This window comes from Streptomyces sp. NPDC029138 (genome assembly GCF_055564375.1).
On record NZ_JBVHWM010000002.1, the window covers coordinates 272053 to 287610 of the forward strand.

Annotated in this window: 16 protein-coding genes; 15 read left to right on the forward strand and 1 reads right to left on the reverse strand. The window is 71.0% G+C overall.

Features of this window, described 5'->3' with window-relative positions; genetic code table 11:
* The first annotated feature begins 117 nt into the window (after positions 1 to 117).
* From ACZ4WH_RS03470 to nusB, 13 genes are all read left to right on the forward strand, one after another.
* Positions 118 to 555: a DUF948 domain-containing protein gene (locus ACZ4WH_RS03470; RefSeq protein WP_468176144.1), complete on the forward strand. Its 438-nt coding sequence runs from the start codon at positions 118 to 120 to the stop codon at positions 553 to 555.
* Between the two features lie 16 nt (positions 556 to 571).
* Positions 572 to 919, forward strand: coding sequence for a hypothetical protein (locus tag ACZ4WH_RS03475; protein WP_468176146.1), 348 nt, complete (start codon positions 572 to 574; stop codon positions 917 to 919).
* Positions 919 to 3591, forward strand: coding sequence for an alanine--tRNA ligase (gene alaS, locus ACZ4WH_RS03480; protein WP_468176148.1), 2673 nt, complete (start codon positions 919 to 921; stop codon positions 3589 to 3591). The genes ACZ4WH_RS03475 and alaS overlap by 1 nt, the downstream gene beginning before the upstream one ends.
* Positions 3592 to 3605: 14 nt before the next feature.
* On the forward strand, positions 3606 to 4070 hold the full coding sequence (ruvX, locus tag ACZ4WH_RS03485) for a Holliday junction resolvase RuvX (RefSeq protein ID WP_468176150.1): 465 nt from the start codon (positions 3606 to 3608) through the stop codon (positions 4068 to 4070).
* Positions 4071 to 4191: 121 nt separating this feature from the next.
* Positions 4192 to 5847 (forward strand): endolytic transglycosylase MltG, encoded by a 1656-nt coding sequence (mltG, locus tag ACZ4WH_RS03490; RefSeq protein ID WP_468176152.1) that lies wholly within the window; start codon positions 4192 to 4194, stop codon positions 5845 to 5847.
* Positions 5828 to 6667: a shikimate dehydrogenase gene (locus tag ACZ4WH_RS03495; RefSeq protein WP_468176154.1), complete on the forward strand. Its 840-nt coding sequence runs from the start codon at positions 5828 to 5830 to the stop codon at positions 6665 to 6667. Before mltG ends, ACZ4WH_RS03495 begins: the two co-directional genes overlap by 20 nt.
* Positions 6668 to 6830: 163 nt before the next feature.
* A complete protein-coding gene (aroC, locus tag ACZ4WH_RS03500; RefSeq protein ID WP_468176155.1) occupies positions 6831 to 8015 on the forward strand; it encodes a chorismate synthase in 1185 nt (394 codons plus the stop codon).
* Positions 8016 to 8047: 32 nt separating this feature from the next.
* The gene (locus ACZ4WH_RS03505; protein ID WP_468176320.1) at positions 8048 to 8530 is read left to right on the forward strand and encodes a shikimate kinase; all 483 of its coding nucleotides are present in this window, start codon (positions 8048 to 8050) and stop codon (positions 8528 to 8530) included.
* Complete coding sequence (gene aroB, locus ACZ4WH_RS03510; RefSeq protein WP_468176157.1) at positions 8527 to 9618, forward strand: 3-dehydroquinate synthase; 1092 nt, start codon at positions 8527 to 8529, stop codon at positions 9616 to 9618. Before ACZ4WH_RS03505 ends, aroB begins: the two co-directional genes overlap by 4 nt.
* A 183-nt stretch (positions 9619 to 9801) precedes the next feature.
* The gene (locus ACZ4WH_RS03515) at positions 9802 to 10734 is read left to right on the forward strand and encodes a Pro-rich N-terminal domain-containing protein (RefSeq protein WP_468176159.1); all 933 of its coding nucleotides are present in this window, start codon (positions 9802 to 9804) and stop codon (positions 10732 to 10734) included.
* A gap of 103 nt (positions 10735 to 10837) precedes the next feature.
* Entirely contained in the window at positions 10838 to 11944 is a 1107-nt protein-coding gene (locus tag ACZ4WH_RS03520; protein WP_468176161.1) for a M24 family metallopeptidase, read from the forward strand.
* A gap of 45 nt (positions 11945 to 11989) precedes the next feature.
* Positions 11990 to 12556 carry an elongation factor P gene (efp, locus tag ACZ4WH_RS03525; RefSeq protein ID WP_014671526.1) on the forward strand — a complete coding sequence of 189 codons (567 nt, stop codon included), beginning with the start codon at positions 11990 to 11992 and terminating at the stop codon, positions 12554 to 12556.
* Positions 12557 to 12558: 2 nt separating this feature from the next.
* A complete protein-coding gene (nusB, locus tag ACZ4WH_RS03530) occupies positions 12559 to 12993 on the forward strand; it encodes a transcription antitermination factor NusB (RefSeq protein ID WP_468176163.1) in 435 nt (144 codons plus the stop codon).
* A gap of 153 nt (positions 12994 to 13146) precedes the next feature.
* Here the strand turns inward: nusB and bldD are convergent, their stop codons facing one another.
* A complete protein-coding gene (gene bldD / locus ACZ4WH_RS03535) occupies positions 13147 to 13650 on the reverse strand; it encodes a transcriptional regulator BldD (RefSeq protein WP_020938842.1) in 504 nt (167 codons plus the stop codon).
* A 263-nt stretch (positions 13651 to 13913) separates the two neighbouring features.
* On the opposite strand from bldD, the gene pyrR reads away from it, so the two are divergent.
* Together pyrR and ACZ4WH_RS03545 are read left to right on the forward strand one after the other, a co-directional pair.
* Positions 13914 to 14495 (forward strand): bifunctional pyr operon transcriptional regulator/uracil phosphoribosyltransferase PyrR, encoded by a 582-nt coding sequence (pyrR, locus tag ACZ4WH_RS03540; RefSeq protein ID WP_468176165.1) that lies wholly within the window; start codon positions 13914 to 13916, stop codon positions 14493 to 14495.
* Between the two features lie 91 nt (positions 14496 to 14586).
* A complete protein-coding gene (locus tag ACZ4WH_RS03545) occupies positions 14587 to 15558 on the forward strand; it encodes an aspartate carbamoyltransferase catalytic subunit (RefSeq protein ID WP_468176167.1) in 972 nt (323 codons plus the stop codon).

Here is a 15558-nt window from a genome sequence, read left to right on the forward strand (position 1 = left end):
CCGCAAGTCCGCCCGCTCCGCCCGGTAATCCGGTACGGAGCCTCCGCCCCGGCGCGATAGGCTCGGGGCACTGCTTTTTTCATGGTTCCGATGTTCAGAGCACGTTTCAGGGAGCGGGTGCGCACAGTGTCCGGTGGAGAGGTGGCCGGGATTCTGGTGGCCGTCTTCTGGGCGATCCTGGTCTCCTTCCTCGCGGTCGCACTGGCGAGGCTGGCCCAGACGCTCAAGGCGACCACCAAGCTCGTGGCGGACGTGACCGACCAGGCGGTCCCACTGCTCGCCGACGCCTCCCAGGCGGTGCGCTCCGCGCAGACGCAGATCGACCGGGTCGACGCGATCGCCTCCGACGTCCAGGAGGTCACGTCGAACGCCTCCGCGCTGTCCACCACCGTCGCCTCCACCTTCGGCGGCCCGCTGGTCAAGGTCGCGGCCTTCGGCTACGGCGTCCGCCGGGCGCTCGGCGGCCGCAAGGAGGAGGGCGTGCCCGGGAAGTCGCCCCGGCGTACCGTGATCGTGGGCCGGACGGTCCCTGCCGCACGACGCAAGCGGAAGTAAGGACTGAGACCGAGCGATGTTCCGCCGTACGTTCTGGTTCACCACAGGTGTCGCCGCCGGTGTGTGGGCCACCACCAAGGTCAACCGCAAGCTGAAGCAGCTGACCCCGGAGAGCCTGGCCGCCACCGCGGCGAACAAGGCACTGGAGACCGGTCAGCGGCTGAAGGACCGCGCGGTCGGCTTCGCGCTCGACGTCCGCGACAACATGGTCCAGCGGGAGGCCGAGCTGGAGGAGGCGCTGGGCATCGAGGACAGCCCCGAACTCCCCGGGCCCCGGCGGCTCACCGCCATCGAGAACAACCGCAGCAACCCGCAGTACATCGAGAACACGACGTACTCGTACAACCGGAATGAGGACCACTGATGGAGTCGGCTGAGATTCGCCGCCGCTGGCTGAGCTTCTTCGAGGAGCGCGGGCACACCGTCGTCCCTTCGGCGTCGCTCATCGCGGACGACCCGACTCTGCTGCTCGTCCCCGCCGGCATGGTTCCTTTCAAGCCCTACTTCCTGGGTGAGGTCAAGCCGCCGTTCCCGCGCGCCACCAGCGTGCAGAAGTGCGTGCGCACGCCCGACATCGAAGAGGTCGGCAAGACCACGCGCCACGGCACCTTCTTCCAGATGTGCGGCAACTTCTCCTTCGGCGACTACTTCAAGGAAGGCGCCGTCAAGCTCGCCTGGGAGCTGCTCACCAGCCCCCAGGACAAGGGCGGTTACGGCCTCGACCCCGAGCGTCTGTGGATCACCGTCTACAAGGACGACGACGAGGCCGAGCGCATCTGGCACGAGGTCGTCGGCGTGCCCATGGAGCGCATCCAGCGCCTGGGCATGAAGGACAACTTCTGGTCCATGGGCGTCCCCGGCCCCTGCGGCCCCTGCTCCGAGATCAACTACGACCGCGGCCCCGAGTTCGGCGTCGAGGGCGGCCCCGCCGTCAACGACGAGCGGTACGTGGAGATCTGGAACCTCGTCTTCATGCAGTACGAGCGCGGCGAGGGCACCGGCAAGGACAACTTCGAGATCCTCGGGGACCTGCCGAGCAAGAACATCGACACGGGCCTCGGCCTGGAGCGGCTCGCCATGATTCTGCAAGGTGTGCAGAACATGTACGAGATCGACACCTCCATGGCCGTCATCGAGAGGGCCACCGAGCTGACCGGCGTGCGCTACGGCGACGCCCACGCCTCGGACGTGTCCCTCCGCGTGGTCACCGACCACATGCGCACCGCCACCATGCTCATCGGCGACGGCGTCACCCCCGGCAACGAGGGCCGTGGCTACGTGCTGCGCCGCATCATGCGCCGCGCCATCCGCAACATGCGCCTGCTCGGCGCCACCGGCCCGGTCGTCAAGGACCTCATCGACGTCGTCATCGGCATGATGGGCCAGCAGTACCCGGAGCTGATCACCGACCGCGAGCGCATCGAGAAGGTCGCCGTCGCCGAGGAGAACGCCTTCCTCAAGACGCTGAAGGCCGGCACCAACATCCTCGACACCGCCGTGAGCGAGACCAAGGCCGCGGGCGCCACCGTCCTGCCCGGCGACAAGGCCTTCCTGCTCCACGACACCTGGGGCTTCCCGATCGACCTCACCCTGGAGATGGCCGCCGAGCAGGGCCTGTCCGTGGACGAGGAGGGCTTCCGCCGCCTGATGAAGGAGCAGCGGGAGCGCGCCAAGGCCGACGCCCAGGCCAAGAAGACCGGCCACGCCGACCTCGGCGCCTACCGGGAGATCGCCGACGCCGCCGGCGCGACCGACTTCATCGGCTACACCGACACCGAGGGCGAGTCCACGATCGTCGGCATCCTCGTCAACGGCGTCTCCTCGCCGGCCGCCACCGAGGGCGACGAGGTCGAGGTCGTCCTGGACCGCACCCCGTTCTACGCCGAGGGCGGCGGCCAGATCGGCGACACCGGCCGGATCAGGGTCGACTCCGGTGCCGTCATCGAGGTCCGCGACTGCCAGAAGCCGGTCCCGGGCGTGTACGTCCACAAGGGCGTCGTCCAGGTCGGCGAGGTGACCGTCGGCGCCAAGGCCCACGCCGCCATCGACGCCCGCCGCCGCACGGCCATCGCCCGCGCCCACTCGGCCACCCACCTCACCCACCAGGCGCTGCGCGACGCGCTCGGCCCGACCGCCGCCCAGGCCGGTTCCGAGAACCAGCCCGGCCGCTTCCGCTTCGACTTCGGCTCGCCCTCCGCCGTCCCGACGGCCGTGATGACCGACGTCGAGCAGAAGATCAACGAGGTGCTCGCCCGTGACCTCGACGTCCGCGCCGACGTCATGGGCATCGACGAGGCCAAGAAGCAGGGCGCCATCGCCGAGTTCGGCGAGAAGTACGGCGAGCGGGTCCGCGTCGTGACCATCGGCGACTTCTCCAAGGAGCTGTGCGGCGGCACGCATGTGCACAACACCGCCCAGCTGGGCCTGGTGAAGCTGCTCGGCGAGTCCTCCATCGGCTCCGGTGTGCGCCGTATCGAGGCCCTGGTCGGCGTGGACGCCTACAACTTCCTCGCCCGCGAGCACACGGTCGTCAACCAGCTGACCGAGCTGCTCAAGGGCCGCCCGGAGGAGCTGCCGGAGAAGGTCTCCGCCATGCTCGGCAAGCTGAAGGACGCCGAGAAGGAGATCGAGAAGTTCCGCGCCGAGAAGGTGCTCCAGGCCGCCGCCGGCCTCGCCGAGTCCGCCAAGGACGTGCGGGGCGTCGCCCTGGTCACCGGCCAGGTGCCGGACGGCACCACGCCGGACGACCTGCGCAAGCTGGTCCTGGACGTGCGCGGCCGGATCCAGGGCGGCCGGGCCGCCGTCGTGGCCCTGTTCACGGTCAACAACGGCAAGCCGCTCACGGTCATCGCCACCAACGAGGCCGCCCGCGAGCGCGGCCTCAAGGCCGGTGACCTGGTCCGTACGGCCGCCAAGACGCTCGGCGGCGGCGGTGGCGGCAAGCCGGACGTCGCCCAGGGCGGCGGCCAGAACCCGGCCGCCGTCGGCGAGGCCGTCGAGGCCGTCGAGCGCCTGGTCGCCGAGACCGCCAAGTAAGAAACGGTCGAGACATGCGCAGAGGACGTCGGCTCGCGATCGACGTCGGGGACGCCCGGATCGGGGTCGCCTCGTGCGACCCCGACGGAATCCTCGCCACCCCGGTGGAGACCGTCCCCGGCCGGGACGTCCCCGCCGCCCACCGCCGGTTGCGGCAGCTGGTGGAGGAGTATGAACCGATCGAGGTCGTCGTCGGCCTCCCTCGCTCCCTCAAGGGGGGCGAGGGCCCGGCCGCGGTCAAGGTCCGCGCCTTCGCCCAGGAGCTGGCCAAGGGCGTCAAGCCGGTGCCGGTGCGCCTGGTGGACGAGCGGATGACGACGGTGACGGCCAGTCAGGGACTGCGCGCCTCGGGCGTGAAGTCGAAGAAGGGCCGCGCGGTCATCGACCAGGCCGCCGCCGTCATCATTTTGCAGCAGGCCCTGGAATCCGAACGGGTGTCAGGTGAACCACCCGGCGAAGGCGTCGAAGTGGTCATCTGATCGCGATACGGTAACGTTCCGCGCGATGCGCCGGTGTTCGAACAGCCGGGGCACAGCAAGAGGCGGAGCGGAAGCCGGCCCCCGGCCGCGTGACCGTCGGCCTCGCGGCTCTAGGGGATCGATGACTGAGTATGGCCGGGGCCAAGGCTCCGAACCGTGGCATCCGGAGGACCCGTTGTACGGGGACGGCGGATGGGGAGGACAGCAGGGCCAGGCGGGCCCGCAGTCCCCCTACGGCGGCCAGCCGCAGCACTATCCGCAGGCGCCGCAGCACGGCGACTGGAGCCAGGAACAGCAGCCCGGGTACGGCGAGCAGCAGCACCAGTACTACGACGGATCGACCCGGCACGAGTACGACCAGCGGTTCGCCCACCAGACCCAGCAGCAGTTCCACCAGGGCGGCTGGGACGCGACCGGCACTCACGGTCATGTGCCGTACGCCGCCGACCCCGGCGACCCGTACGGCCAGCAGCCCGTGGCCTACGGTGCGGAGCAGCCCGACTTCTACCCCACCGAGGACGCGTACCCGCCGCCGGAGCCGCCCGGCCGCCGGCAGCCCGAACCGGAGCCCGAGCCGCAGGCGGCGGGCGAGGAGGAGCACGCCTTCTTCGCGGGAGGCGGCGGCGAGGACGACGAGGAGGAGCACGAGCTCCAGAGCCGTCGTGAGCGGCGCGGCAAGAAGCCCGTCAAGAGCAAGAAGCGGCGCACCGGCTGCGCGTGCATGGTGGTCGTCCTGGTGTTCGGCGGCGGCCTCGGCGGAGTCGGGTATTTCGGCTACCAGTTCTACCAAAATCGTTTCGGCACGGCCCCGGACTACGCGGGCGACGGCACCAGCGAGACGGTGACCGTCGAGATCCCGAAAGGCGCGGGCGGCTGGGAGATCGGCCGCCGTCTGAAAGAGGCCGGAGTCGTCAAGAGCGCCGAGGCGTTCGTCCACGCCCAGACCACGACACCGGGCGGCGACGGAATCCAGGCCGGCGCCTATCTCCTGAAGAAGGAGATGTCCGCCGCCAGCGCCGTCCGGCTGATGATGGACCCGCGCAGCCAGAACAATGTGATCGTCACCCCGGGCGAGCGCAATTCCGGTGTCTACGCGGCCATCGACAAGAAACTCGAACTGTCCGCGGGCACGACCAAGAAGGTCGCCGACAAGAGTTACAAGAACCTCGGCCTGCCGGCCTGGGCGCAGAACAACAGCGCCCTCAAGGACCCGCTGGAGGGCTTCCTCTTCCCGGGCACCTATCCGGCCGCCAAGGGCATGAAGCCCGAGGCCGTCCTGAAGCAGATGGTCACCCAGGCCAAGCTGAAGTACGCCGCCTACGGCCTGACCGAAAAGGCCAAGGCGCTCGGCCTGAAAAACGCCTTCGAACTCGTCACGGTCGCGAGCCTGGTGCAGGCCGAGGGCAAGACCCACGACGACTTCCGCAAGATGGCCGAGGTGGTCTACAACCGCCTCAAGCCCACCAACACCGAGACCAACCGGCTGTTGCAGTTCGACTCGACCTACAACTACCTCAAGGGTACGAGCAACATCCACATCTCCGAGAGGGAGATCAACAGCAATTCGAGCCCGTACAACACGTACCGCCACCCGGGACTTCCGCCCGGCCCGATCGGCAACCCCGGCGAGGACGCGCTGAAGGCGACGCTGAATCCGACGCACGACGGCTGGATCTACTTCGTGGCGACCGACGGGACGAACAACACCGAGTTCGCCAAGACGTACGCAGAATTCCTAGAGCTCAAGGACAAGTTCAATGCCAACGCGGGCAACTGACGGCCGCCGTGCCGCCGTGCTCGGTTCGCCGATCGCCCACTCCCTCTCCCCGGTGCTGCACCGGGCCGCGTACGACGCGGCGGGCCTCACCGACTGGTCGTACGACAGCTTCGACGTCGACGAGGCCGCCCTGCCCGGCTTCCTGGACAAGCTCGGGCCGGAATGGGCGGGGCTGTCGCTGACCATGCCGCTGAAGCGGGCGGTCATCCCACTGGTGGACGAGATCAGCGACACCGCCGCCTCGGTCGACGCGGTCAACACGCTCGTCTTCACCGAGGACGGCCGCCGCATCGGCGACAACACCGACATCCCGGGCATGGTGGCCGCCCTGGGCGAGCACGGCATCGAACAGGTCGACTCCGCCGCCGTCCTCGGCGCCGGCGCCACCGCCTCCTCCGCGCTCGCCGCGCTGGCCCGGATCTGCACCGGAGAGGTCGTCGCCTACGTCCGCAGCGAGGCCCGCGCCGCCGAGATGCGGCACTGGGGCGAACGGCTCGACGTGGAGGTCCGCACGGCGGACTGGGCGGACGCGGCCGAGGCCCTGCGCGCCCCGCTGGTCATCGCCACCACGCCCGCCGGCACGACCGACGCCCTCGCCGCCGCCGTACCCGAACGCCCCACCACCCTCTTCGACGTGCTCTACGACCCCTGGCCCACCGAGCTGGCGGCCCGCTGGTCCATGTTCGGCGGGGCCGTGGTCAGCGGTCTCGATCTGCTGGTCCACCAGGCCGTGCTCCAGTTCGAGCAGATGACCGGGCACGCCCCGGGCCCGCTGGAGGCCATGCGGCACGCCGGCGAGCAGGCCCTCGCGGCCCGCTGACGCCCCGCACGCGTCCGCCTGCTGGACCGGCGGCCGGTTCGCGCACTGGGACGTGGGAGGATCGGAGGTGGCGTACCGGGGTCGCGCACCCGGCGGCGCCGTCGCCCTACGCGAGGACGCGCGTACGGCGGGCAGTACCGGGCGCGAGCACTGAGGAGCACCGTTGAGCAGGCTGCGTTGGCTGACCGCGGGGGAGTCCCACGGTCCCGCACTTGTCGCGACGCTGGAGGGTCTTCCCGCCGGCGTGCCGATCACCACGGAGATGGTGGCGGACCACCTGGCGCGGCGGCGGCTCGGCTATGGCCGCGGTGCGCGGATGAAGTTCGAGCGGGACGAGGTCACGTTCCTCGGCGGTGTCCGGCACGGGCTGACCCTGGGCTCCCCGGTGGCGATCATGGTGGGCAACACCGAGTGGCCGAAGTGGGAGCAGGTCATGGCGGCCGACCCGGTCGACCCCGAGGTGCTGGCGGGCCTGGCCCGCAACGCGCCGCTGACCCGCCCCCGCCCCGGCCACGCAGACCTGGCGGGCATGCAGAAGTACGGCTTCGACGAGGCCCGCCCGATCCTGGAGCGCGCCTCGGCCCGCGAGACGGCGGCCCGGGTGGCGCTGGGCGCGGTCGCCCGGTCGTACCTGAAGGAGACGGCCGGTATCGAGATCGTCTCCCACGTGGTCGAGCTGTGCTCCGTGAAGGCCCCGCAGGGCGTCTACCCCACTCCGGCCGACGTCGAGAAGCTCGACGCCGACCCGCTGCGCTGCCTCGACGCGGACGCCTCCAAGGCGATGGTCGCCGAGGTCGACCAGGCCCACAAGGACGGCGACACCCTGGGCGGCGTGGTCGAGGTGCTGGCCTACGACGTCCCGGTCGGCCTCGGCTCGCACGTGCACTGGGACCGCAAGCTGGACGCCCGCCTCGCCGGCGCGCTCATGGGCATCCAGGCGATCAAGGGCGTCGAGATCGGCGACGGCTTCGAACTCGCCCGCGTGCCCGGCTCCCAGGCCCACGACGAGATCGTCAGCACGCCGGAGGGCATCCGGCGCGTCTCCGGCCGCTCGGGCGGCACCGAGGGCGGCCTCAGCACGGGTGAGCTGCTGCGGGTGCGCGCCGCCATGAAGCCGATCGCCACCGTGCCGCGCGCGCTCAGGACGGTGGACGTCACCACCGGCGAGCCCGCCCAGGCGCACCACCAGCGCTCCGACGTCTCCGCCGTCCCGGCGGCCGGCATCGTCGCCGAGGCCATGGTGGCGCTGGTCCTGGCGGACGCGGTCGCCGAGAAGTTCGGCGGTGACTCCGTCCCGGAGACCCGCCGCAACGTCCGGTCGTACCTCGACAACCTGGCGATCCGGTGAGCGGCGTACCGGCGGTCGTCCTGGTCGGGCCGATGGGCGTGGGCAAGTCCACCGTCGGCCGGCTGCTCGCCGAGCGCCTCGGCGTCGGCTACCGGGACACCGACGAGGACATCGTGGCGGCCGAGGGCCGCACCATCGCCGAGATCTTCGTGGACGAGGGCGAGGCGGCCTTCCGCGCCCTGGAGAAGGCCGCCGTGCGGGCCGCGCTCGCCGAGCACCGGGGCGTCGTCGCGCTGGGCGGCGGGGCGGTCCTGGACGCGGACACGCGCGCGCTGCTGGCCGGGCAGCGGGTGCTCTACCTCTCGATGGAGGTCGAGGAGGCCGTCAAGCGCACCGGTCTGAACGTGGCCCGTCCACTGCTCGCGGTGAACCCGCGCAAGCAGTGGCGGGAGCTGATGGAGGCGCGCCGTCACCTGTACGAGGAGGTCGCCACAGCCGTCGTGGCGACGGACGGCCGCACTCCGGAAGAGGTCGCGCAGGCGGCGTTGGACGCACTGGAGTTGAAGCAGGTATGAGCGAGGCAGTCACCCGGATCCGGATCGCCGGCACCGCGGGCACGGACCCCTACGAGGTGCTCGTGGGCCGGCAGCTCCTGGGCGAGCTGGCCGGGCTGATCGGGGCAAAGGCCAAGCGGATCGCCGTGATCCACCCGGAGGCACTGGCCGAGACCGGCGAGGCGCTGCGCGCCGACCTGGCCGGGCAGGGCTACGAGGCCGTGGCGATCCAGGTGCCCAACGCGGAGGAGGCCAAGACCGCCGAGGTCGCCGCCTACTGCTGGAAGGCGCTGGGTCAGTGCGGGTTCACCCGCACCGACGTCATCGTCGGGGTCGGCGGCGGCGCCAGCACCGACCTGGCCGGGTTCGTCGCCGCGACCTGGCTGCGCGGGGTGCGCTGGATCGCGATCCCGACGACCGTGCTGGCCATGGTGGACGCGGCGGTCGGCGGCAAGACGGGCATCAACACCGCCGAGGGCAAGAACCTGGTCGGCGCCTTCCACCCGCCGGCCGGTGTCCTGTGCGACCTGGCCGCGCTGGACTCCCTCCCGGTGCACGACTACGTCTCCGGACTGGCCGAGATCATCAAGGCGGGGTTCATCGCCGACCCGGTGATCCTGGACCTCATCGAGGCCGACCCGCAGGCCGCCCGCACCCCGGCCGGTCCGCACACGGCCGAGCTGATCGAGCGGTCGATCCGCGTCAAGGCCGACGTCGTCTCCTCGGACCTGAAGGAATCCGGCCGGCGGGAGATCCTCAACTACGGCCACACGCTCGGCCACGCCATCGAGAAGAACGAGCGGTACAAGTGGCGGCACGGGGCCGCGGTCGCGGTCGGGATGCACTTCGCCGCCGAACTGGGCCGTCTCGCGGGCCGTCTGGACGACGCCACGGCCGACCGTCACCGCAGCATCCTCGAATCCGTCGGCCTGCCGCTGCACTACCGCTACGACCAGTGGCCCAAGCTGCTGGAGGCGATGAAGGTCGACAAGAAGTCCCGCGGCGACCTGCTGCGCTTCATCGTCCTGGACGGCCTGGCCAAGCCGACCGTCCTGGAAGGCCCGGACCCGGCCGTCCTCCTCGCCGCCTACGGCGAGGTCGGCCAGTAGGTCCCGGACCGCTCCCCGCGCCGAGATCCTGTCCCCGCGTCCGATTTCCTTCGCCGACCGGGCACTTCGCACCGCCCCCGGCCGTTTCACCAAACGACGGCCGGGGACGGTACCGTTCGGTAGCAAGCGGGGCACGCCCCTGCTGCCAGCGCCAGATGTGTGTACGAGACGGAGTGGCAACGGATGCAGCACGCAGTGGGGTCTCCGCTGCCGCCGCCCCAGCAGCCGGGGCAGCGCCCGCACGCCGGCTGGGCGTCGGCCGCACACCATCCGGGTCCGCACCCGGGAGTCTCCCCGGGGCCCGCCCCCGTTCCCCCGCCGCCGGGCTTCCCGGTTCCGCCCGGACCGGTGCCGCCGCCCCCGCCCCCGGTCCCCTCCGGACCGGTGCCACCGCAGCAGCCCCCGGTCCCCTCCGGACCGATGCCCCCGCCCCCGCCCCCGCGGCACACCGCCGCCCCGCCGGCTCCCGACAGCACCGGACACGTCCCGCTGCCACCCGGCGGCCCGGTCGGCGCCCCCGCGGCCCCGCCCGCCACGGCCACGGCACCGGATCCGACGGCCACCACCCTCGCCGTCCTCCTCATCGGCCCGGCCGGCGCGGGCAAGACCAGCGTCGCCAAGTACTGGGCGGACCACCGCCGCGTCCCCACGGCCCACATCAGCCTGGACGACGTCCGCGAATGGGTCCGCTCGGGCTTCGCCGACCCGCAGTCCGGGTGGAACGACAACTCGGAGGCCCAGTACCGGCTGGCCCGCCGCACCTGCGGCTTCGCCGCGCGCAACTTCCTCGCCAACGGCATCTCCTGCATCCTGGACGATGCCGTCTTCCCGGACCGCCCGGTCGTCGGCCTCGGCGGCTGGAAGCGGCACGTGGGCCCCGGCCTGCTGCCGGTGGTCCTGCTCCCGGGCCTCGACATCGTCCTGGAGCGCAACGCCGAACGGACCGGCAACCGCCGCCTCACGGACGAGGAGGTGGCCCGCATCCACGGCCGCATGGCCGGCTGGTACGGCTCGGGCCTCCCGATCATCGACAACTCCCAGCTGGACGTCCCCGGGACGGCGAGGGTTCTCGACGAGGTCCTGGCCAGGGCGATCGCGAGCCCACCGAGCTGGTGAGCGGGGGTCACTGGTCCCACTCGCGCCATCCCCCACCTGCCCCGCAACCCCACTCGGCCCCTGTCAATCGGCATAATCCGGACAAACCTCCTACGCTCATCTCATGTCAGAGGTGTACGCGAACCGCCGATCCCGGCTGAGGGAATACTTCAACGCGGCCGGCACCGCGGCAGCGCTCGTCACCCGCCCGGCCAACGTCCGCTACCTCGCCGCCGCGGCCCCGCAGGGCGCCGTGCTGCTGCTCGGCGGAGTCGAGGACGTCCTGGTGTGCGCCGGCCCGCCGGACGACCGCCCCCACGAAGGCCGGCCGGACGAGAGCCTGCGCCTGCACGTCCTTCCGGCGAACGACGGCGACGCCGCCGTCGCGGCAGCCGGCCTCGCCGCCGCCCAGGGCGCCGACGCGCTGGCGGTCGAGGAACACCACCTCACCGTCACCCGGCACCGAGCCATCGCGTCCGTCGCCCCGAAACTCCGCCTCACCGACCTCGGCGGCGCCGTGGAACAGCTCAGGGTCGTCAAGGACGAGGAGGAGATCTCCTGCCTCCGCATCGGCGCCGAGATCGCCGACCAGGCGCTCGGCGAACTGCTGGAGTCGATCCTGGTCGGCCGCACCGAACGGCACCTCGCGCTGGAGCTGGAGCGGCGCCTGGTCGACCACGGCGCCGACGGCCCGGCCTTCCCCACCTCCGTGGCCACCGGACCGCACGCCGGCCGTCGCGGCCACCGCCCCACCGACCGGCGTGTGGAGGAGGGCGACTTCCTCTCCGTCTGCCTCGGCGCCACCTACCGCGGCTACCGCTGCGAGATCGGCCGTACCTTCGTCATCGGCACCTCGCCCGCCGACTGGCAGATCGAGCTGTACGACCTGGTCTTCGCCGCCCAGCGGGCCGGACGGGAGTTCCTGGCACCCGGCGCCGCCTACCGTGACGTGGACCGCGCCGCACGCCAGGTACTGGACTCCGCGGGCTATGCGGACGCCCTGCCAGCGCTGACCGGACACGGTGTCGGACTCGAAATCGACGAGGACCCGCAGTTGGCCCCCGCGGCCATGGGTAAACTGGACGCTTGCGTGCCGGTCACCGTCGAACCGGGGGTCCACCTCCCGGGCCGGGGCGGTGTCCGGATCGATGACACGCTCGTCGTGCGCCCCGAGGCGGACGGCGGACCCGAGCTACTCACCATCACGACCAAGGAGCTGCTCGCGCTGTAGCGCGTGACCCCGGGGTCGTACGTCAGTCCAGGAGATTCCGCAACCGTGGCTTCCACGAACGACCTCAAGAACGGCATGGTGCTCAAGCTCGAAGGCGGCCAGCTCTGGTCCGTCGTCGAGTTCCAGCACGTCAAGCCCGGCAAGGGCCCGGCCTTCGTGCGCACCAAGCTCAAGAACGTGCTCTCCGGCAAGGTCGTCGACAAGACCTTCAACGCCGGTGTCAAGGTCGAGACGGCCACTGTCGACAAGCGCGACATGCAGTTCTCGTACATGGACGGCGAGTACTTCGTCTTCATGGACATGGAGACCTACGACCAGCTGCACATCGACAGGAAGGCCGTCGGCGACGCCGCGAACTTCCTGGTCGAGGGCTTCACCGCCACCGTCGCGCAGCACGAGGGCGAGGTTCTCTTCGTCGAGCTGCCCGCCGCCGTCGAGCTGACCATCGCCGAGACCGAGCCGGGCGTCCAGGGCGACCGCTCCACCGGTGGCACCAAGCCCGCCACCCTGGAGACCGGCCACCAGATCCAGGTCCCGCTCTTCATCACCACCGGTGAGAAGATCAAGGTCGACACCCGCACCAGCGACTACCTCGGCCGGGTGAACAGCTAACCGTGGCTGCCCGCAACACGGCCCGCAAGCGCGCCTTCCAGATCCTCTTCGAGGGCGACCAGCGCGACGCCGACGTCCTGACGGTCCTCGCGGACTGGATCCGGCTCTCCCGGTCCGACACCCGGCAGCCGCCGGTCAGCGAGTACACGATGCAGCTGGTCGAGGGCTACGCGGAGCACGCGAAGCGGATCGACGAGCTGATCGCCCAGTACGCGGTCGGGTGGACGCTCGACCGTATGCCGGTCGTGGACCGCAACATCCTGCGGCTGGGCGCGTACGAGCTGATCTGGGTCGACGAGACCCCGGACGCCGTCGTCCTGGACGAGATGGTGCAGCTGGCGAAGGAGTTCTCGACGGACGAGTCGCCCTCCTTCGTCAACGGTCTGCTGGGCCGCCTGAAGGAGCTCAAGCCGTCCCTGCGCAGGGGCGAGGCGTAACCGCCCGACAGCCGTCGTCGGAGGGCCCGCAGCATGCCTGTGCTGCGGGCCCTCCGGCGTTCGTCGTACCGTCGCTGAAACGCCGCCGGGGTGGCCGGAACCGTAGATTCCCGGCCACCCCGGCGGCACGTTTCTGCTGAGGTGGTGAGGCGGTTACGCGTCTTCGTGCGTGGCCACCGCGCGGCGCGCGTCCGCGTCCAGGACGCCCCAGCTGATCAGCTGCTCGGTGAGAACCGAGGGGGACTGGTCGTAGATGACGGCGAGTGTGCGCAGGTCGTCCTGGCGGATGGAGAGCACCTTGCCGTTGTAGTCACCGCGCTGGGACTGGATCGTCGCCGCGTAACGCTGGAGGGGGCCCGCCTTCTCGGCCGGCACGGTGGCCAGCCGCTCCAGGTCGAGGACCAGCTTCGGCGGCGGCTCGGCGGCGCCGCCCGGCGTGGTGCCCGGCAGGAGCTCCTGCACCGGGACGCCATAGAAATCGGCCAGCTCGGCCAGGCGCTGCACGGTCACGGCACGGTCGCCTCGCTCGTAGGAACCGACCACCACGGCCTTCCAGCGACCCTGGGACTTTTCCTCGACACCGTGGAGGGAAAGGCCCTGCTGGGTGCGGATGGCCCGGAGCTTGGCCCCGAGCTGTTTGGCGTATTCGCTGGACATATAGCTCCCCGGACACTGTGTCGACGCGGCCGGCTGTTTTCCCGCCGCGCGGCTGGTAACTCACTGTGAGGTTACGCAGCGTGACTCTTGCGCGTCAAGCCGAATGGTCCACACCGACTCTTCCGTGGTAGTGACGGCCGATTGGGCCAAGCGGGTGACAGGGGGGCGGCCGAGGCCGGTCAGGTGACCTGCTACGGTAGATGGCGCAATTCCGACGTCCTTTAAGGTCCGTCCCGTGAGGCGGAGAAGGAGGTCCGTTTCGTATGGACAAGCACGTCACGCCTGCACATCCGCAAGCGTCCGATCCGCGGCCCGTTCTCGAAGGCCCCGACATCGCACGGGTACTCACCCGTATCGCCCACGAGATCGTCGAGCGCGCCAAGGGTGCCGACGACGTGGTGCTCCTCGGCATTCCGACCCGGGGTGTCTTCCTCGCCCAGCGGCTCGCCGCCAAGCTGGAGCAGATCACCGACCGCGCGGTCCCGGTCGGCTCGCTCGACATCACCATGTACCGCGACGACCTGCGCATGCACCCGCCGCGCGCGCTGGCCCGCACCGAGATCCCCGGTGACGGCATCGACGGTCGGCTGGTCGTCCTGGTCGACGACGTGCTCTTCTCCGGGCGCACCATCCGCGCCGCCCTCGACGCCCTGAACGACATCGGGCGCCCGCGCGCGGTACAGCTCGCGGTCCTGGTCGACCGCGGCCACCGCGAACTGCCCATCCGTGCCGACTACGTCGGCAAGAACCTCCCCACGTCGCTGCGGGAGACGGTCAAGGTCCAGCTCGCCGAGGAGGACGGTCGCGACACCGTGCTGCTCGGCGTGAAGCCGGCCGCTCAGTAGCAAGTCAGGCGCACGGCCGCTCCGGCGTGCCGTGAACACGCGCCCGCCTGCCCGAAATCTCCCGAATGAACTGCCTTACGGAGCCTGACAGATGCAGCGTCATCTCATCTCGGCCGCCGACCTCACCCGCGACGACGCCGTCCTGATCCTCGACACCGCCGAGGAGATGGCCCGGGTCGCGGACCGGCCGATCAAGAAGCTGCCGACCCTGCGCGGCCGGACGATCGTCAACCTCTTCTTCGAGGACTCCACGCGCACGCGCATCTCCTTCGAGGCCGCCGAGAAGCGCCTGTCCGCGGACGTCATCAACTTCTCCGCCAAGGGCTCCTCGGTGTCCAAGGGCGAGTCCCTGAAGGACACCGCGCAGACCCTGGAGGCCATGGGCGTCGACGCCGTGGTCATCCGGCACGGCGCCTCCGGAGCCCCGTACCGCCTCGCCAACTCCGGCTGGATCGACGCGGCCGTCATCAACGCCGGCGACGGCACCCACCAGCACCCCACCCAGGCGCTGCTGGACGCCTTCACCATGCGCCGCCGGCTCATCGGCCGCGACGCCGGGCTCGGCCAGGACCTGTCCGGCAAGCGGATCACCATCGTCGGTGACGTCCTGCACAGCCGGGTCGCCCGCTCCAACGTCGACCTGCTGCACACCCTCGGCGCCGAGGTCACCCTGGTCGCCCCGCCCACCCTGGTGCCGGTCGGCGTCGGCTCGTGGCCGTGCGCGGTCTCGTACGACCTCGACAGCACGCTGCCCAAGTGCGACGCCGTGATGATGCTCCGCGTCCAGCGCGAGCGCATGAACGCCGCCTTCTTCCCGACCGAGCGCGAGTACTCGCGGCGCTACGGCCTCGACGGCGACCGCATGGCCAAGCTGCCCGAGCACGCCATCGTGATGCACCCCGGCCCGATGGTGCGCGGCATGGAGATCACCGCCGAGGTCGCCGACTCCGACCGCTGCACCGCCGTGGAGCAGGTCGCCAACGGCGTCTCCATCCGGATGGCCGTCCTGTACCTGCTGCTCGGTGGCAACGAGCCCGCCCAGACCCGCACTGAGGAGAAGTAA